At 45.5% G+C, this 19,046-nt stretch carries 11 protein-coding genes and 1 riboswitch; of the genes, 10 read left to right on the forward strand and 1 reads right to left on the reverse strand.

All coding sequences use genetic code 11. The annotated features are described in order from the left end of the window. Nucleotides 1–280 precede the first annotated feature (280 nt). The 5 genes from ACOSV2_RS14320 to ACOSV2_RS14340 all read left to right on the forward strand — a co-directional run bounded on the left by ACOSV2_RS14320 (nt 281) and on the right by ACOSV2_RS14340 (nt 8,756). Entirely contained in the window at nt 281–2,344 is a 2,064-nt protein-coding gene (locus tag ACOSV2_RS14320; protein WP_428975689.1) for a DUF4179 domain-containing protein, read from the forward strand. Between the two features lie 210 nt (nt 2,345–2,554). Continuing rightward, the gene (locus ACOSV2_RS14325) at nt 2,555–4,462 is read left to right on the forward strand and encodes a PTS mannitol transporter subunit IICBA (RefSeq protein WP_428975690.1); all 1,908 of its coding nucleotides are present in this window, start codon (nt 2,555–2,557) and stop codon (nt 4,460–4,462) included. Nucleotides 4,463–4,547: 85 nt separating this feature from the next. After that, nucleotides 4,548–6,617 (forward strand): BglG family transcription antiterminator, encoded by a 2,070-nt coding sequence (locus ACOSV2_RS14330; protein WP_428975691.1) that lies wholly within the window; start codon nt 4,548–4,550, stop codon nt 6,615–6,617. 5 nt (nt 6,618–6,622) lie between these two features. Continuing rightward, nucleotides 6,623–7,762: a mannitol-1-phosphate 5-dehydrogenase gene (locus ACOSV2_RS14335; protein ID WP_428975692.1), complete on the forward strand. Its 1,140-nt coding sequence runs from the start codon at nt 6,623–6,625 to the stop codon at nt 7,760–7,762. A gap of 343 nt (nt 7,763–8,105) precedes the next feature. Continuing rightward, on the forward strand, nt 8,106–8,756 hold the full coding sequence (locus tag ACOSV2_RS14340; protein WP_428975895.1) for a 2OG-Fe(II) oxygenase: 651 nt from the start codon (nt 8,106–8,108) through the stop codon (nt 8,754–8,756). Nucleotides 8,757–8,794: 38 nt separating this feature from the next. Here the strand turns inward: ACOSV2_RS14340 and ACOSV2_RS14345 are convergent, their stop codons facing one another. Continuing rightward, nucleotides 8,795–9,754 (reverse strand): DMT family transporter, encoded by a 960-nt coding sequence (locus ACOSV2_RS14345; protein WP_428975896.1) that lies wholly within the window; start codon nt 9,752–9,754, stop codon nt 8,795–8,797. Between the two features lie 92 nt (nt 9,755–9,846). On the opposite strand from ACOSV2_RS14345, the gene ACOSV2_RS14350 reads away from it, so the two are divergent. The 5 genes from ACOSV2_RS14350 to ACOSV2_RS14370 all read left to right on the forward strand — a co-directional run bounded on the left by ACOSV2_RS14350 (nt 9,847) and on the right by ACOSV2_RS14370 (nt 18,898). Beyond that, nucleotides 9,847–10,437, forward strand: a complete 591-nt coding sequence (locus tag ACOSV2_RS14350) for a helix-turn-helix domain-containing protein (RefSeq protein ID WP_428975693.1) — start codon at nt 9,847–9,849, stop codon at nt 10,435–10,437. 364 nt (nt 10,438–10,801) lie between these two features. Continuing rightward, the gene (locus ACOSV2_RS14355; RefSeq protein WP_428975694.1) at nt 10,802–11,338 is read left to right on the forward strand and encodes a sigma-70 family RNA polymerase sigma factor; all 537 of its coding nucleotides are present in this window, start codon (nt 10,802–10,804) and stop codon (nt 11,336–11,338) included. Then, the gene (locus ACOSV2_RS14360) at nt 11,319–12,719 is read left to right on the forward strand and encodes a DUF4179 domain-containing protein (protein WP_428975695.1); all 1,401 of its coding nucleotides are present in this window, start codon (nt 11,319–11,321) and stop codon (nt 12,717–12,719) included. Before ACOSV2_RS14355 ends, ACOSV2_RS14360 begins: the two co-directional genes overlap by 20 nt. Nucleotides 12,720–12,839: 120 nt before the next feature. Further along, a riboswitch (Lysine riboswitch) is annotated at nt 12,840–13,016 on the forward strand. Nucleotides 13,017–13,128: 112 nt separating this feature from the next. Next, on the forward strand, nt 13,129–14,415 hold the full coding sequence (gene lysA / locus ACOSV2_RS14365; RefSeq protein WP_428975696.1) for a diaminopimelate decarboxylase: 1,287 nt from the start codon (nt 13,129–13,131) through the stop codon (nt 14,413–14,415). A 757-nt stretch (nt 14,416–15,172) separates the two neighbouring features. Continuing rightward, on the forward strand, nt 15,173–18,898 hold the full coding sequence (locus tag ACOSV2_RS14370) for a S8 family peptidase (protein WP_428975697.1): 3,726 nt from the start codon (nt 15,173–15,175) through the stop codon (nt 18,896–18,898). Nucleotides 18,899–19,046 lie beyond the last annotated feature (148 nt).

Here is a 19,046-nt window from a genome sequence, read left to right on the forward strand (position 1 = left end):
TACCGACTGCAAAGGGACAGTCTATCACCTCTAAACTGCATAACCACTTGTGTCTCAGTAAAAGAGACGATCGAGCTGGATATACATGAACAGCTTGGTGGAATCGATCGGATATAATCGACTCAAGTTGAAAGGTCTGAATCTCAATTTCTGTATGGGAAGGGTTCAGACCTTTTTCTACGTCCTCACATAGGATCCCTAATACACCCTAAATATGGTAAAATAATATCATATATTATATTTTTGGAATATTTCGGTTTCGGAGGAGGGGAATACATAGATGAACACATCGCAAACAGCACCCTTGTTGATCAGCAGGGTGAGGGAAAAGGACTTGGAAATGGTCATGGAGTGGTTTCTTCAGCGCAAACAGTCGTTCTATGCGCTGGGTCGGATTTATGTAAGTAAGCAAGAAGACATCGAAGACATATTTTATCGTTCGATTATAAGCATACATAATGAATTGCACCGTTTTAAAAAAAATACCTCATTTGACTCGTGGGCTATTTCTCGATTTATACATAATGGCCGGTCTCTCTCTAAAGATAAGAGTTTCCGGGATTCAGAGGGTCAGAAGTCTGATCAAACGCTCTTTCATGCCTTCCATCAATTAGAAGATCAGGAGAAAGAGGCGACTGCATTAACGTATTTCAACGAATGCTCTTTTGAGGAAGTTGGACGGATTCTTGAAGTATCAGTTGAGAAGGTTAAATCCTGTGTATTTTCAGGCGTAAGAAAGCTTAAGGAAGAGTTGGGGTACGGTTCTTTCGAAGGTTGTCCGGAATATCATAAGCATTATCTTGATTACCTGGGAAGAACGATGGATCGGCCTGAAAAGGTAGAGTTTGAGATGCATATTTACCATTGTCAGGGGTGTCAGGAGGATTTGGCTTCTTTTCAGGAAGTGGTGCTGACCTTGACAGGAATGACAGATGCCTTGGAGGTCCCTGCTGGATTGCTAGAGAGGATCAAGAGTAATGTAGAGGAAAGAGAAGCGCACAGGCAGAGGAAGAAAAAGAAACGGAAATCGATCTGGCTTTCCATCGCAGGTGTTTTCGCGATGGTCGTATCGATCGGATTCGTAACAGGTGGATTCTCTAGTCTCTACTATGCATGGACGGAAGAGGATGAACAATTGCGTGCCATTCTCCAGCATGACCTGGGGGAAAGGTTGAATCTCGAGTCGGAAAGCAATGGGGTGAAGATCACCATCAAGAGTGTCGTCGCCGATGATGTACAGACCCTTGTCTTTTATGAAGTTGAGGATACCAAGAAAGACAATCTCTATATGATGAATGCTCATGAAGGCGTCCATATCGATAATGAATACGACGTCATGAGGCGTGATGTGCAACATATGTACTATTCTCCTCCCGTCGATCAGGACGAAATACAAAATGAAGAGAAAAATGTGTATAAAGGTACCATGAGTCTCCTGCCGGTTTCAGTGGACAGCGGAACCATTAAATTGAATGTGGCAAGGCTCATGCAATTAGATCAGGACCCTCAAAAAGAAGAGTATTTCAGTGGGGAGTTGAGATTTGCCGAAGGGGATTGGAGCTTTGATATTCCGTTTACTAAGCAGTCATCCAGGGTGCATAAGCTGGATAAGGAAATCGACATTGACGGAATTCCGGTCCGCCTGGATAAGCTTACGATCGCGCCGACCACGACGCTCCTCCAGTACAGCTTTCAGAATCAAGGCGGGGACAAACGGATTGATGTCATTACATTTGATTCCATTGAATCGGATAAGGAGAGGGTGAAGGCAGACCTCTTTGGAGGCAATATGTACGTGGAATCCTTTGACCAGGAGGGATGGAGTGCCTTTACGTCAAGGTTTGACACGTTATTTTTTGAAGATCCACAAGAGGTGAACATTCATTTTGATTCCATCCATTTATCTGTAGACGATCGGAAAACCATCCCACTCGATAATCTCCAGGACCTGCCCAAGGCATTTGTGTATCAAGGGAATACTATCTCCATTGATAAAATCCAGGTCGGAAATCCTGCGAAGGTGATTCTTACACATGATGTATCGAAGGATCGTGCCTATGAAAGAGTGCACTATGGGTTCTCCAGCGATTATTTAATGAATGAAAATACATCAATTGGAGTTAGTGACGGCAATGGGGTATTGATGGACAAAAACGGCAAGATCCATGAAATTGATGTATATGAGTATGATAAATTAGATCAACCCCGCTACTTCGAAACGGAACAAACCATTGAATTTTATAACGACTCGTCAAGTGAAGATGTAAACTTGACCAAGCTTGAAATCGAGGGTTACAGTACAACGAAATATGTAGATGACCGGGTGAAGGTAAAGTTGGACTAAAAATATAGAAGAGGGACGGACCTCCTGCGCTAAAAACCAGCAGAAGGTCCGTCCCTCTTCAGTGAGAATAACTTCCCCTACATGAGAAACAATAGGTTTGTCGTGAGAAGGGTGACAAAGTTAGTTTTCATGGTTGTTGAAACCGTCACCATCGGGAGCCTATGATGAATACATGAGAAATTATTATTCAATCATGAAAGGATGAGAGAAGTGGCTCAATCAAATATGAAAGTCGCGGTACAAAAGTTTGGTAACTTCCTCAGTTCAATGGTTCTGCCGAATATTGGCGCATTTATCGCTTGGGGTTTAATTACAGCGTTGTTCATACCAACTGGGTTCTTTCCAAATGAAAGCCTTGCCAATCTGGTAGGGCCGATGGTTACGTACCTGTTACCGCTCTTAATCGGGTATACAGGAGGTAAGCTCGTACACGACCAGCGCGGTGGGGTCGTGGGTGCAATCGCGACAATGGGTGTCATTGTCGGGGCACCGGATACACCGATGTTCCTGGGTGCCATGGTCATGGGGCCATTGGGTGCTTACGTCATCAAGAAGTTTGACCAGATGATCGAAGGGAGAATCAGAGCAGGATTTGAAATGCTCGTCAATAACTTCTCCGCAGGTATTCTTGGTGGAATCCTTGCAATCCTGGCATTCCTTGGTGTAGGACCTGCCGTGGATGCCTTCACGAATCTACTGGTCTCAGGTGTTGACTGGCTTGTGGCAGCAGGACTGCTTCCATTAACAAGTATCCTGATCGAACCTGCAAAGATTCTATTCTTAAATAATGCCATCAACCACGGTGTATTGTCACCGATTGGACTGGAGCAGGTTCAACAGGGTGGTAAATCGATTCTATTCCTATTAGAAGCAAATCCGGGACCGGGTCTTGGAATTCTGCTGGCGTTCATGTTCTTTGGAAAAGGAACAGCAAAGCAATCGGCATCTGGAGCAGGAATCATTCACTTTTTCGGTGGGATTCATGAGATTTACTTCCCGTACGTATTAATGAAACCGATGCTGTTCGTTTCTGTCATCCTTGGTGGAATGAGCGGAGTGTTCACCCTTGTTTTATTAGGTGGAGGATTGGTATCACCGGCATCACCTGGAAGTATTCTTGCGATTACCGCGGTTACTCCTCCAGAAGGAATGGCGTATCTCGCAAACTTTGCAGCCGTTTTTGTGGCAGCAGCCGTTTCCTTCATCGTGTCTGCCATCGTCTTGAAATCAAGCAAGACCACAGATGAGGATATCGAAGGCGCAACGAAGAAAATGCAGGAAATGAAAGGCAAGAAAAGCTCTGTAGCAGGCCAAGTGAACCAAGGAACAATGCCTGAAGATGTAAACAAAATCGTCTTTGCCTGTGATGCAGGTATGGGCTCAAGTGCCATGGGGGCTTCACTTCTACGTAAGAAAGTGAAGGCAGCAAATCTGGATGTCAGCGTGACGAACACATCCATTAGCAACCTGCCATCTGACGCTCAAGTCGTCATCACACAGGAAGAACTGACGCCGCGAGCGAAAAACAAGCTTCCGAACGCCTATCACATTTCTGTTGATAATTTCCTATCCAGTCCGGAATACGACAAGCTGATCGCGAGTCTTCAAGATGGAATCACGGATGAGCAGGCAGAGGTTGTGGAGGATGCAGAGAAAGAAGCGGTTAACGCTGAACCGAATGCAGATCATGGTGATGATCTACTTCTTGAAGAAAATATCTTCATGAATCAGTCATTTGCCACTAAAGAAGAGGCAATCCGGTTTGCAGGAGAAGCTCTCGTCAAAGCAGGATACGTGGAAGAAAGCTATGTTGATGCTATGATTGACAGAGAAGGAATCACATCTACCTATATGGGTAATAATGTAGCCATTCCACACGGTACGGAAGATGCGAAGAAAGCCGTCATCAAATCCGGTTTCACGGTCGTTCAAGTTCCGAACGGCGTGGACTTCAACGGTGAGAAGGCGAAGATGATCTTCGGTATCGCCGGCAAGGACGGTACACATCTGGAAATCCTTTCAGGGATCGCCGTTGTCTGCTCCGAGCAGGAAAACGTTGACCGGATGGTTCAAGCCAAATCAGCCAAAGAACTGAAAGACATCATTAACAGCAACTAGAACAATCATTCAGAAAGGCGGGATCCCTGCCTTTCTGTTCTCATTTGTATGAATAAAAGCTCATTTTAGGGAAAGAGGGGAAAGCATGTTTATTACCTCAAGGGAAAAATCCATCATCGAATTGATCGTAAAAACATCGGGGAAACATACCGTGTACTCTCTTTCTGCGTTCCTGAATGTGAGCGGGAGAACCGTTCAGCGAAATTTGAAATCAATCGAAAGCTTGTTAAAGGAATATCATCTGGAACTGAAGAGGACGGCTAACGAAGGGCTGTTCATCGATGGAAAGAATGAACATATCTATCGCCTGATTCAGAACCTGGCGGAAGTGAATCCCACCGATGAAACACCTGAAGAAAGGAAGCTGAATTTGCTGATCATCCTTCTTCATGAAGGTCCGTCCTTTAAAAAACAGGTATTGGCGAATCAGCTGGGGATCAGCGTTACAACCCTTTCTTCGTATTTGGATGAGCTCGCCGATTGGCTGCAAAAATACGGCATCACCCTGACAAGGAAACGAGGGGTGGGGGTGGAGCTTTCCGCAGATGAAGCCGACAAGCGCCATGCCCTGGCAAGCTTCTTCCTCGTCTACTTTTATGAAGACATCATTGAGACTCTGTACGGGATGCAAAAGGGAAATCACCTCGATGAACCGGTGCAGGGGTATTTCAAGCCGGACTATTTACTCGCTGTCGACCTGGTGGTGAATCACCAATTGGCCGAGGAGCAGATTACCTTGACGGACAGTGACTATATCGGTCTCATTGTGTATACTTGCCTGACGATACAGCGAACCGAAAAGGGCTTCGAATTACAGAAATTTGAGCCAACTGAGGATCAAGATTCTACTGAATATCAGCTGATGGACACGATAGGCAGGGAGCTGAAAGATACACTTTCTATTCCGATGACCAATAGGGACGTTCAATTTTTGACGGTCATTTTAAAAGGGTCCAAAGTTCAGGATCCCGACGTCGTATACTATGACAGCATCCTCCTTGGTCATCTCATCAAGAATGTTATCAAGGATGTATCAGCGGACCTCCATGTGGATCTGTCTGATGACTTTTCCCTATTCCAGGGTCTGCTTGCCCATATGGGACCGTCCATCTTCCGCCTACAGCAGGAGCTGGATCTTTTCAATCCATTGACGGATGAAATCAAGAAGAAGTATCCCGTGTTATTTTTAGCGGTAAAAAAGAGTCTTGAAACAGAATTCAAGGATATTGCTTTTCCCGATGATGAGGTGGCGTTCATTGTCCTTCATTTCGGATCGGCCATGCTGATGAATGAAGAGAAGGTGAACGTGCAGGCCGTGGTCGTCTGTCCGACAGGGATCGGGACATCCAAGATGCTCGCCAGCCGCATCCAGCGGGAACTGACGATGATCAATAAGGTGGAGATCCTGTCGATCAAGGATTTTCAGACGGCGAACATTGATGACTACGATATCGTCATTTCCACGGTCAGACTTCCCTTTACGGAAGTGGAGTATATCCTGGTGAGCCCGTTATTAAGTGAAAAGGATATCGGATTCATCCAAAGCTATCTGCAGAATAACGTAGAAAAGCTGACGAGAAAGAAATACTTGAAGGCAGCGCCGCGATCGGGTGAGAAAACAGAAGTCAGGATGCTCCTCAAGGAAATCAAGGATGTCCATTCCAGCATGGAAGCCCTACTTACGAATTTCCGGGTGTACCGGAAGCAATCGGCAGGAAGTCATCTCAGGATCCTGAATGAAATGGTGGAACAAGCGGAACGGGACGAACTTCTTAAACAGTCACATGTGGTGATGCATCAGCTGATGGAAAGGGAGAAAAAGGGCGGACTCGGGATTCCGAAAACGAATATGGGTCTCTTCCATTGCCGGGACCATAGCGTGAAGAAGCTGATCTTCCAGGTGGCCCATCTGGATGAACCGTGCAGGATCATGGGAATGGACGGCGTGGAAATGGAGATGAGAAGTCTGCTCCTCATGCTAGCCCCTGAAGAGTTGAGCAGGCGGGAACAGGAAATCCTCAGCCTGATCAGTACAAGTTTAATCGAAGATCATATAAGCATGATGATTTATTCGTCCACGAACGAAGCGATCATCCTGAAGAAATTAGAAGATCTCTTTCTGGACTACTTACAAACTAATTTGATAAAGGAATGATGATGTTGAAACAAACCGTACATTTTGGAGCAGGAAACATAGGCAGAGGGTTCATCGGAGCATTGTTTTCCCAATCAGGTTACCAAGTGACCTTTGTGGACATCGCCGAGCAGGTGATCAACAAGCTGAATGAAGAAGGTCGATACCAGGTGAAGCTTGCAACGGAAACGAAGGAAACGGAAGCGATCGAGAATGTTTCCGGTCTGAACAACCTCCATCAAGAAGGGGATGTCATTGAGACGATTGGAGGTTCCACTTACCTGACGACGGCGATCGGACCGAACATCCTGCCGAGGATCGCTCCCCTGATTGCAAAAGGAATTGCCAAGCGTGTAACGTCTTCAGATGAGCCGTTATATGTAATTGCGTGTGAAAATCAGATCGGTGCTACCGATATTTTGAAAAAGCATATTTTAGAAAATCTTGATGAAGAAACGGTAAGTAAGCTTGAGGGAAAAGTTTTCTTCTTCAATTCAGCGGTGGATCGCATTGTTCCGATGCAGGATCAGAGTTCATTGGATGTCCTTGTTGAACCATACTATGAGTGGGTGGTGGAAACGAAGGAAACGATTCCTCCAGTTGAAGGAATGACGATTGTAGAGGACTTAGCTCCATTCATCGAGCGTAAGCTGTTCACGGTGAACACAGGGCATGCCGTCATTGCTTACCTGGGTTACCTTCAAGGTAAATCAACGATCGATCAAACATTGGCAGATGAGACTATCGCCGCACAGGTAAAGGAAACGTTGAAAGAAACAGGTGCTTACCTTGTGAAGCAATATGGTCTTGATGAAAATGAGCATCTTGCTTATATTGATAAGAACATCGAACGCTTCAAAAATGCTTACCTGAACGATGATGTGACCCGTGTGGGACGCGCACCGATCAGGAAGCTTGGTCCCGATGACCGTTTGATCCGTCCGACAACCGAGGCTCAAAAAGCGAGGCTCTCTTATTCTTATCTTGCCAAGGCGATTGCCGCAGCGCTATTGTTTGACAATCCTGAGGATGAACAAGCGATGGAAATTGAAGGTATGATCAAGGAGCACGGTCCGGCTCATGTGCTGAAAGAAGTGAGCGGACTGGATGAGGATAGTGAGATTGTGAAGGAAGTTTTGGTGCAGTATGAAGGATTGAAGAAATAAATTTGAGGGGCTGTCGAATTCGATTCGACAGTCTTTTTTTATGAGTTTGACGCATAAACCCCATCCGTGTCTTTTCTGTGACGCTCCTGCATCCACGCCACTCCTGCCATCACTCACAATTCCATCAGATCCCTTATTTTTCATCAAAAAAAAGATAGATTTCCCCTCATCCCGGGTGTAAAATATATTAAAATACACACGCAGGAGGAAACAACCGAATAAAATCCACAGTTATGCCTATTGTTGCGATCGTTTTTCCAGATTGGAAGAATACAAGAATGCTTCCACTAACATAAAAATTCAGAATGTTAAAAATACGATAAGAGGTTGATTAAAGTTGACAATGGATACTACTGAAATAGTTGTAAAGGAACAAACGATTTTTCACCATACAGGAAATAAGATCAAGACGGAAGACCGTGATATTCAGATTATCGCGAAAGTGGAGGAGCCGCTGATCGTCGTTCTTGGCAATGTGTTGAGTCATGAAGAATGTGATGAACTCATCCAGTTGTCAAAGGAGCGGGTGCAGCGTTCGAAGATAGGAAATACCCGTACCGTCGATGAACTTCGAACGAGCAGCAGCGTTTTCCTTCAAGAAGGCGAACATGACGTTGTGACAAGAGTGGAAAAGAGAATCTCACAAATTATGAATATACCTGTCGAGCACGGCGAAGGTCTTCAAATCCTTAACTATAAACCGGGTCAGGAATACAAGGCCCACTTTGATTTCTTCTCGGCCTCATCGCGGCCGGTGAAGAATCCGAGAATCAGCACCCTTGTCATGTACTTGAATGACGTAGAGGAAGGCGGGGAAACGTACTTTCCGAAATTGAATTTCTCTGTCTCTCCCCAAAAGGGGATGGCGGTCTACTTCGAATATTTCTATGATAACCAGGAGCTGAACGATTTGACGTTGCATGGCGGAGCACCGGTTGTCATCGGAGATAAATGGGCTGCGACCCAGTGGATGAGAAGAAAGGTCTTTAAATAGAACTAAAAGGAGGCGCATCCAGGATGCCCCTCCTTTTTTTAGCTGACCGATTTAACGGCTTTGACGATTCCGGTATTCATTTTTTTCACGTTTATGGTGTGGATGATCATTCCAGCGATGATCAGAAGGATACCGGTCAGGGCGAAACCTGATGGAAATGGAACGGACAGGATCGCCGCTTCTCCTATGATGACAAACAGGATCTGTGTCGATTGGGTCGCTTCCACTGCGGCAAGCTTCCCGGGATTGTGCCTCGCCTGATTCGTCGCGATGAAGAACAGGGACGTCGCAATCACACCTGAACATATGGCGACGATAAAGGATTGTGTCACCTGCGGCGTGCTGGGTGCCCCAACCTCGAAAAACGCATAGCATCCAACAATCAGCCAGAAAGGAGTGCTTGCGATCGTCATCCCGAGCACACGTTGGAAGGTATCAAGCTTTCCGCCGCACACCTCCATCATCTTCCGGTTTCCAAGTGGATAAGCAAAGGCTGCGATGATCACAGGTAAGACCCCAACGGTCATTTCAGAAAAGGACAATCCACTGGCATTTTCCTGTTGAATGAAGAGAACGCCAACTAAGATGATGGAGGATATGGCCAAAGCTCTTTTTTGAATGGAGTGCCTGCGTCTGACCGGTCCTGAAGTATAAAACAAAGGAGCGAGTAAGATGCCTGCAACGATGGTAAACTGCCACGTACCCGCTACAAGCCAGCCCGGCCCATATGCTGCCGCATAGGTAATAGGACCATAAAAGAGGACAAACCCGACAAAGCTCCACGTTAGCCATTCGAGTGGTTTCTTCTTCATTTCAATCCAGACTTGATTTATATTCTTCCTTAAACCTACAATAAGAAAAAGGAAAGGGAGCATGAACAGGAATCGCAGTGATGAACTCCACATCCAGCTTCCACCAGCGAGCTCCATGGACCGGTTCAGAATAAAGGTGACGGCAAAGAACATAGATGAAATGACACCGAGAGCAAGCTCTTTGATGATGAACACTCCTTTCCAATACATATACTATAGTTTATTTAATATATATTATAATATACTTACATACATTGTCTATAGAAAGAGGTAGGATTATGAGTAATGACGGTTTGACTTGGCAGGACCCGGAAAAATTGGCTCGGCACGTCGGGATGACACTGAGACATATACGACATGAGCGTGGGCTCAACCTCCAGGATCTTGCGGCTATGACCGATGTCAGCACATTGACTTTGGGCAAGATTGAAAGGGGAGAGGCGAATCCATCTTTGACGATCATATGGAAAATCGCGAATGGACTCGCGATCCCCATCTCGGCCCTTCTCGTGGAAAAACAAGAAGTCCAGATCTCCCGGAAAAATGAAGGGAGTAAAGTGATCAGTGCCAATGAGTCCTTGACCCTGGAGCCGATGTTTACTTCCTCTGGCTACAGCTCATTGGAAACTCACAGGGCCTTCCTGAAACCGGACAGTGAGTACCGTGCCGACGCCCACCAGCCCGGGGTGATTGAATTTGTCACTGTTATGGAAGGAAAAGTACGTGTGAAGGTGCAGGATGACGTATTCGAGCTCGGTCAGTATGACTCGATCAAATTCCATGCGGATAAAGGCCATAGTTACATTAATAGGGAATCAATTGAAGCGGTCCTCCACTTTGTGATGATTTATACGGGACGGGCAGATTGAAGCTTATCGAGAGGGATAAGCTTCTTTTTTAAGTGAAAAACCTTACGATGGAAGATAAAAAAGGTTTTTTTCAAACTTTCTTTGGCTATTGGATTCTTTTCATTCAATCTTGGAGGCGGCTGACCCCATCCATTCAACTTAATTGCGTCGAAATCGTCCATGATTGCGTCGTTTTCGGGATGAATTGCGTCATGATCAAATTTATTGCGTCGATTTCAAAGTAATTGCGTCGTTTCTCATAGTTTATGCGTCTTTTTGAAATAAATGGTAACCAACCTTACTCTACATAGCAAGACACCCCATTAAAATCCCTTGAAACTTTTCCCACCCCACCCGACTCTAATGAATGACAGGAGGTTAATCAATGGATGTGAAACTCGTGAAAAAAGCAATCAAAGGGAATGAACAAGCATTTGAAAGGCTGATCCACTCAGAAAGCGAGAAGCTGTACCGGACTGCATTCCTGTATGTGAGAAATAAAGAAGATGCCTTGGACGTTATGCAGGAGACGGTTTGCAAGGCATTTACGTCGATATCCCGGTTGAAGAATCCGGAGTACTTCAGTACCTGGCTGATCAAGATCCTGATACATACGGCATACAGTTATCTGAAAAAGCAAAGCAGGCTTGTTCTGACGGGGGATGATTTTCTCGCCAATGCCCTCACTACAGATGAAACGGATGTAGAGGGGCGGATCGATTTAATCACGGCCATGGCATCCTTGAATCAGCACTATCAAACAGTCATTATCTTATTTTACTTTCAGGGTCAGTCAATCAAGATGATTTCAGAAACAATGGATACGCCTGAAGGGACGGTTAAGACGTATCTTCACCGTGCGAAATTGGAATTGAGAAAGCTGTTGGAAGGAGTGAATCAGTATGGACAAAAAATGGTTTGAGGAAGAAATGAACAGTATCGAGGTACCAAAGGAAGAGGTTTTTGAGGCGATTTCAATAGGGATCCAAGAAGGCAGAAAACAAAAGGTCCGGAAAAAAACGGCCAAGATAAGTGCCGCCTTTATCACAGCTGCTGCCTCCATGGTACTCGTATCGGGCTTCCTATTCTCACCTGTGAACAATGCACTGGCTAAGTTGCCTGTACTGGGTGGCATTTATGAAAAAGTCGGTTCTGATGTCGGAAAAGAACTCTATTTCAGCGATAAAGTGACGGAAGTTAATCAGGCTGCCACCTCAAGCGGCGTCGATGTGACAATCACAAGCACATATTATGACGGGAACGTTATCGGAGTAACCTTCAAGGCGAAGGGTGATGACCTTTCCATCGAACATATGGACGAAGGAAATCGTCCGGTGAGTGGCTATAGCTACCACCTCTTCGACGGGAAGGATCAGAAACAATGGGGATCGGGAAGTTCGGGTCTTAAAAAAGACGGGGATGAGTTCATAGGCTCGATCGAATTTTATCGGGATGGGAAAGAACCGCCGGAAAACTTCACCCTTCCGTTAACGTTTACCCATATGGCAGATGTGAACGGTACCTGGACCTTTGATGTACCGGTTGAGAGGATTCCATCTGAAACGATCCATACAGATATAAGGACAGATTCGCAGGATGGTAAATTTGAGCTGCAAGTGACATCCATCACTAAAGGAAAAGCTACCACTACACTGGAGTATACATATTCGGTGGAGTCTGAGAAGGATACGGTAAATCTGGTCGTGTTTGATGACTTAGGGAACCGGTTATCAAAGTCCAGTGCAGAGACACTAAATATCAAAGAAGTTGACGGTGATTATCAAAAGACTGTCAGGGAGCTGTTCACTAGTAAACTCAGTGATAAGGCACATTCGCTGAAGGTCCAAGCTGATATGGAGCTAGTAGATGAAGACGGCATCATCACACTAAAGGATTCACCTCCATTCCAGATGAAGAGTTCACGTTTTGGTTATCAGGTAATGGTACAAGATATCCAAAACGAAAAAGGGAAGGTGACAGTGGACTTCACCATCGATGCCATTAAAGAAGAACAATTCAAACATGATATTTTAGAGAATTTCGCTCAATTCGTTCAGGTGATCCCATCACAAGATATAAAAAGAAATGCCAAGAATGAACTGGATTATAATGAGATGTTGAATCATATGATCAGAAGTGATAAAACGAAAACAGTGGATAAGGGTACTCTCCGTTTTCAATCCACTTTTACATTGTCTCAGGATGCCAACCTTGAGGACTACTCTCTAATTGTTCCATTCGAGACATTGAGCAGAAATGATGAGCCGCTCAAAATGAAACCGTTCGAAATCAATCTGAAATAAAATGATCCACGAAATCCCCGGGCTATCTTCCGGGGATTTTGCCTATTTCTCTCTCAAAAACCAATTGACAAACTTTTCAAGAGAATGGTATAGTAATTCAAACAAAATAATACGTCACTCTCTGATAATAGAGGCGCGAGGATGATGAGTACCTTCTTTGAGAATAATGGATTCTGAGATAAGTTGGGAAAGGCAGATCGCCGAAGCAGAAAATAGCCAATTCTATTTTTTGTTGGGCCAGCATTGAAGAAATGTTGGACTGTCACAATGCAAAAGTTGTGGAGCACTATTGAAGAGATGTTAATACATTGTCTTCATCTTGTTTCCGTGAACTTTGATGAAAAACCGTATGAGCATCTGCTTCATACGGTTTTTTGTGTTTTTTAGAGAGTCTAAAGGAGTTTAGGATATGAGTACAGTTGATGTGAATGTAAATGGGGATCTTGAAATCGGTGGCATGAGTACGGGTGAGTTGGTCGAAACCTATGGGACGCCTTTAATGGTATACGATGAAGGAATGATCCGCGGAAATGCGAAATTGTTCCGGGATGCATTTAAAGAAAGCGGATTGCAGTACCAGGTGGCTTATGCGAGTAAAGCGTTTCTTTGTAAAGAAATGGTGCGCCTGGCGGAACAAGAAAACCTATCCCTGGATGTTGTCTCAGGCGGGGAATTGTATACGGCATTGGAGGCAGGCTTCCCTGCAGCACGCATCCATTTTCACGGGAACAACAAGTCCGAAGAGGAGCTGCTAATGGCTCTTGAAGCTGAAATTGGATGCTTTGTCGTCGATAGTTTCCTCGAACTTGAACTGCTGCATGACCTGGCAAAAGAGCGGGAGCAAGAGGTTCAGATCCTGATCAGGGTCACACCGGGCGTGGAAGCCCATACCCATGAGTACATCACGACGGGACAGGAGGATTCGAAATTTGGATTCAGCATTTCCAATGGACAGGCGGCCACTGCGATTCAGCTTGCAATCAGAAAGCCTTACTTCTCATTGCTCGGCCTCCATTCCCATATCGGATCCCAAATCTTTGAACGGGAAGGCTTTGATCAGGCGATCCAGGTATTGGCTGATTTCATGCAGCGGATCCGGATTGATTTAGGCGCAACGATGCCGGTGCTGAATATCGGTGGTGGATTTGGTGTCCGGTACACGGAAGAAGACCAGCCCTTGCCGATTCCAACTTATGTGAAATCTATTACCGATAGTGTGAAGACCTATTTTGCAGAGAATGAATATCCTCTCCCTGAAGTATGGGTGGAGCCGGGCAGAAGCATGGTAGCAGAAGCGGGGACTACGTTGTATAAAGTTGGTTCAAAGAAAATCATTCCTGATGTGCGCACATATGTAGCCATTGACGGGGGGATGACGGATAATATCCGTCCCGCTTTGTATCAGGCCAAATACCATGCGGTCCTGGCCAACCGTCCGCAAGAAGAATGCACGGAGCTTGTGAGCATCGCCGGCAAGTGCTGCGAATCAGGTGACATGCTCATCTGGGATTTGATGCTGCCGCCGACGAATTACGGTGATATCCTTGCTGTCTTTAGTACAGGGGCTTACGGGTATTCCATGGCGAGTAACTATAACCGTATTCCCCGCCCGGCCGTTGTGTTTGTAAAAGATGGGGAATCACGGGTCGTAATTGAACGTGAATCGTATGCAGATTTAGTTCGAAATGACCGGTAAATAGGGAGGGCTTTCCTTTCGGATTGAAATAAAATTGAAAATAACAGAAATTACTCAAACAATCCTGTGCAGGTGAAAGAGGATTTCAGTCGATAAGTAAAGGTTTCGTACATTGGGAAGGCTTGCGTCTAATGAGATGCAGCCTTCTTTTTCATCTATTTATAAACGCTATTCCGAACCCAACTCTCAAAATGTTTTTTCCCTCTATTATTCTGACTACAAAAATGGAACAGGATACGACCCTTTTCAATATCATTTCACGGGACTTTAGGCAGGTTGAGATATGCTAATTGGACTGTACTCATCGCTTACCGAATATGGAGCTGAAACTTTTACAGACCGAACGTATACGATGGAATGATGCCCTTCAAATGCTCCCTTAGCTTGTTACATTGTCAGAATGGCTCAGCACCTTCTTATATCATTTTTCATAAATAAGTTGAATGGAAATCAATGGTCACTTTGAGAATAGTTCTCTATTCCCTGAAAATAACCCCTATTGAGAAATGACTGTACTGAGACTTACAATTTAATTAGCCACAGACATACAAAATTACTCCTAGAGAAACAAGTTTGCATCCAGGGAGAGGCAGGCGACTTTGTAAAAGGTAGGTGATCACGGACAGAATCTGAACCTAGTAGTCTATTTCTTTATCTGCATTTTATAGGACTACATACCTTCTTTATTTTTCCCTCAGCAAGAGTCTACTCATATGAATCAATCAACTGACGAAATGAATAGAATAGGAGAATGTTCATGAAAAAACTTAACGTGAAGCCACTTCTGGTTGGATCGATTGCTGCGACGATGATTTCAGGTTCGATGTTCCAGGTAGATGCACTCGGTATCTCTTCCAAGGGGAAGGAACTCGAGGAGTCTAATGTTGATAAGAATGAAGCCATCGAAGGGGAACATTCCATCACCCTCATCACTGGTGATGTGGTAAAGGTGTCGACCCTTCAAAATGGCAAACAAATCATCAATGTGGAGCCTGCTGACAAGAATGGCGAAGGTGTCCGGGTCATGACCATCAAAGACGAAACATTCGTATTCCCGAACTCCGTCATGCCTTATATGGCCGCAGGAAAAATGGATGAAGACTTATTCAATATTACGAAATTGATAGAGTATGGGTATGATGACAAGAATCAAGCGTCTGTACCTGTCATCGTAGAATACAAAGAAACCAAGGCTAAGACTTTCCCAGCTGTTCCTGCTCCAAAAGGATCCAAGAAAGTGAGAGACTTGGAAAGTATTAATGGAGCGGCCCTTTCTGCAGAGAAGAAGCAGGCAGCAACATTCTGGAAAGACGTCACTGTTCAAAGCGAAAATATTGAATCGGAAAAAGTACCCCAATTTGAATATGGCGTCGATAAAATCTGGCTGGATGGTCGTGTAGAAGCAGCCCTTGATCAAAGTGTGCCGCAAATTGAAGCGGATTCCGCTTGGGAGCAGGGGTATACAGGAGAGGGAGTGAAGGTTGCCGTACTTGATACTGGAATCGACTCGGAGCATCCGGATATAGCAGGGCAGATTGATGATGCTGTAAGCTTCGTACCTGGTGAAGAAGTGAAGGACGTAAACGGTCACGGTACCCATGTTGCTTCTACCGTTCTTGGGACAGGTGCGGGTGATGGTAAACATAAAGGTGTCGCACCTGATGCCCGCTTACTGGTAGGGAAAGTTTTAAGTGATGAGGGATTCGGACAGGATTCCTGGATCATTGACGGAATGGAATGGGCTTCTGAGAATGCAAAAATTGTCAACATGAGTCTTGGAAGCGATATGCCGAGTGATGGGACAGATCCAATGGCAGAAGCAGTGAATCGATTGACAGATGAGAATGGAACTTTATTCGTCATTGCTGCCGGTAACAGAGGCGGGGAAGGTACAATCGGTTCCCCTGGTGCAGCAGATTCAGCCTTGACGGTTGGGGCAGTGGATAAAGCGGATGAACTGGCGTATTTCTCTTCCAAAGGTCCGCGCTATGGGGATATGGGACTTAAACCGGATCTTTCAGCTCCAGGTGTGGGAATCGTGGCGGCTCGTTCCCAATACTCCAGTGGGACCGGAGATTACAAAAGTTTAAATGGTACATCAATGGCGACTCCTCATGTTGCAGGTGCAGCAGCCATTTTATCAGAAAAATACCCTGAATGGGATGGAACAACATTGAAACAAGCTCTGATGAATACGACAAAGAAGCTTGATGGTTACCAGCCTTATCATGTCGGAACAGGACGTGTGGACGTAGCTGCCGCCCTGGATTCACAGGTTAGAGCAACAGGTTCGGTCTCATTCGGGTTCTTTAAATGGCCTCATGATCAAGCAGCTCCAGTAGAAAAGGTAGTGACCTATACAAATGATAGCGAGGAAGAAATCACTCTTGAACTGGAATCAACTTTTACAAATGCGGAGGGAGAAGAGGCACCAAGCGGCATGCTGACGGTCTCTGATCAAACCGTTACGGTTCCGGCAGGAGGAACGGTGGACGTGAATGTAACACTCGATTCAACACTTGGAGAATCAGGGTCACGCTACCAAGGATTCCTGACAGCCAAAAAGGACGGATCAGAACTTGTACGTACGACGATGGCGATGGTCAAGGAAGGGGAAAGATATCCTCTTACATTGAATGCAACCGATCGTGACGGATCGAAAGGACAGGCTTATGTCGTACTGTTCAGTGAAAAAATGGAGCCTGAAGTAGTGGGCGTAGATGGAACGCTCGAGCTTCGATTGCCGCCTGGCACATATTCTGCCATGTCGCTCATGGATGTGGATGCAGAGACGGATCATGCAGGTGTAGCACTGGTCGGTAATCCGGAAGTGAAACTTGACGGACCGAAAACAGTCGAACTTGATGCACGGAAAGCAAAGGAAATCAAAGTGGTCGTTCCAAAGAAAGCGGAAGCGAACTATAAGCGTCTGGAATACCACCAAACCATCGGTGAAATGCCGATGACAAGTCTATACCTGATGCCTGTGTGGATTGATAAGCTATATGCTGTTCAGACTAAAGAAGTGAAGAGTGGGTATTTTGAGCAGCTGACCCGCTGGCGTTTGACCAAACCGACGTTGTCAATTGATTTTAAAGGAAAAGAATTGGATGATATCCCATTTGCGGGTAGTACCCTATTGGATGGAAAGTATAATCTGTCCGCTGTGTATGCAGGGAAAGGGAGTACAGCTGACTTTGAACGATTGAAGGCAAAAGGAAAAGCGGTCGTAGTTGATCGAAATGCAGAAGTGAGTGTGTCCCAACAAGCTACGAATGCTGCCGAAGCAGGAGCGGAACTTGTGATTATTGTGAACAATGAAGACAAAGAATTCAGTGTATATGCGGGGACTCCTGACTATACGGATAATCCTGTTGCCGTTGCAGGAATCAGTAAAAGCGAAGGGGACAAGCTCGTAAAAGCGGTTCGCTCTGGAAACGTAAAGCTGAAGGTGGAAGGAACGGTCGATTCTCCATACCTCTATGATTTAATGGATGTCCATGAAGGATCCATCCCGAAAGATCTGACCTATGCACCAAAAGGGAAGGAACTGGCAAAAGTCGAAACAAACTACAATTCACCTGTTGAGACGGATGGAGGGGAATTCCGTTATGACCTTCGTCCGCACACAATGCGGGCAGTAGGATTCCTGCAAAAAGTATCGTTGCCAAGCGCACGTACCGAATATGTATCGGCGACAGAAGATACAGGGTGGTATCATCAGGCAAATGTACTCGACGAGGGATGGCAGATCCGACAACCGCTGAAGTCCTATGATGGCGGGGAGAAAATGACAGAACACTGGTTCTCACCTGTAGTCCGTCCAAGTCTCGGAGATGGTTACTGGCCTCCTAGAAGACAGGGGAATTCCCTTCAAATCAATGTCCCCGCATGGGCTGACGCCGGTAAAGGGAATACAGGGGGGACTGAATGGGATGTATCTTTCGAAAACCAGACCTCTCAGTTATACAAAGGAGATACGTTACTGAAAGTAGGGAAAGGTCAGGCACTGAATGTTTGGGATATTCTACCACAAGAACGTACCCAATACCGATTCGTCACAGACGCCAAACGGGACGAAAACCGCTGGAACACCTCCACCAGGACCCATACAGAGTGGACCTTCTGGACAGAAGCGACTGAGAACTGGATGGAAGACCTTCCATTCCTGATCCTTGACTATAAGGTGGATACAGATGTGAATGGAGATGCACTGGCGAACCGTCCAACAAACCTTGAACTGGAAGTCGGCAAGGTGGAAGGTGCGATCGGGTATGGAAATGTGAAAGGCGCGACCTTAGAAGTGTCCTTCAATGAAGGGAAGTCCTGGAAGAAAGTGAAGCTGAACCAGGACGGCGATACGTTCAATGCCACCATCCAGAATCCTAAGAACGCGACGTCTGTTTCATTGAAGGCGAGTACGTGGGATGATGAAGGGAACAAGATCACGCAAGAAATTATTAAGGCTTATGGATTGAGATAATTAAGATGGAAAGATGCCTCGATATAGTGGAGGCATCTTTTTTTATGTCGCAATAGGAGAGGAATAGTCAATGTAAAAGCAGCCTACATCGATTTAGAGGAACGCGCGGAAATGCATTGGAAAAGAGGATCCCTCAGGACAGTCATTG

This window comes from Rossellomorea sp. DUT-2 (genome assembly GCF_052665285.1).

Excerpts from the sequence above, each read along its gene's own strand:
- ACOSV2_RS14320 (WP_428975689.1), top strand. The coding sequence starts at position 281 with ATGAACACATCGCAAACAGCACCCTTGTTGATCAGCAGGGTGAGGGAA.
- ACOSV2_RS14330 (WP_428975691.1), top strand. The coding sequence starts at position 4,548 with ATGTTTATTACCTCAAGGGAAAAATCCATCATCGAATTGATCGTAAAA.
- ACOSV2_RS14340 (WP_428975895.1), top strand. The coding sequence starts at position 8,106 with ATGGATACTACTGAAATAGTTGTAAAGGAACAAACGATTTTTCACCAT.
- ACOSV2_RS14350 (WP_428975693.1), top strand. The coding sequence starts at position 9,847 with ATGAGTAATGACGGTTTGACTTGGCAGGACCCGGAAAAATTGGCTCGG.
- ACOSV2_RS14355 (WP_428975694.1), top strand. The coding sequence starts at position 10,802 with ATGGATGTGAAACTCGTGAAAAAAGCAATCAAAGGGAATGAACAAGCA.
- ACOSV2_RS14360 (WP_428975695.1), top strand. The coding sequence starts at position 11,319 with ATGGACAAAAAATGGTTTGAGGAAGAAATGAACAGTATCGAGGTACCA.
- lysA (WP_428975696.1), top strand. The coding sequence starts at position 13,129 with ATGAGTACAGTTGATGTGAATGTAAATGGGGATCTTGAAATCGGTGGC.
- ACOSV2_RS14370 (WP_428975697.1), top strand. The coding sequence starts at position 15,173 with ATGAAAAAACTTAACGTGAAGCCACTTCTGGTTGGATCGATTGCTGCG.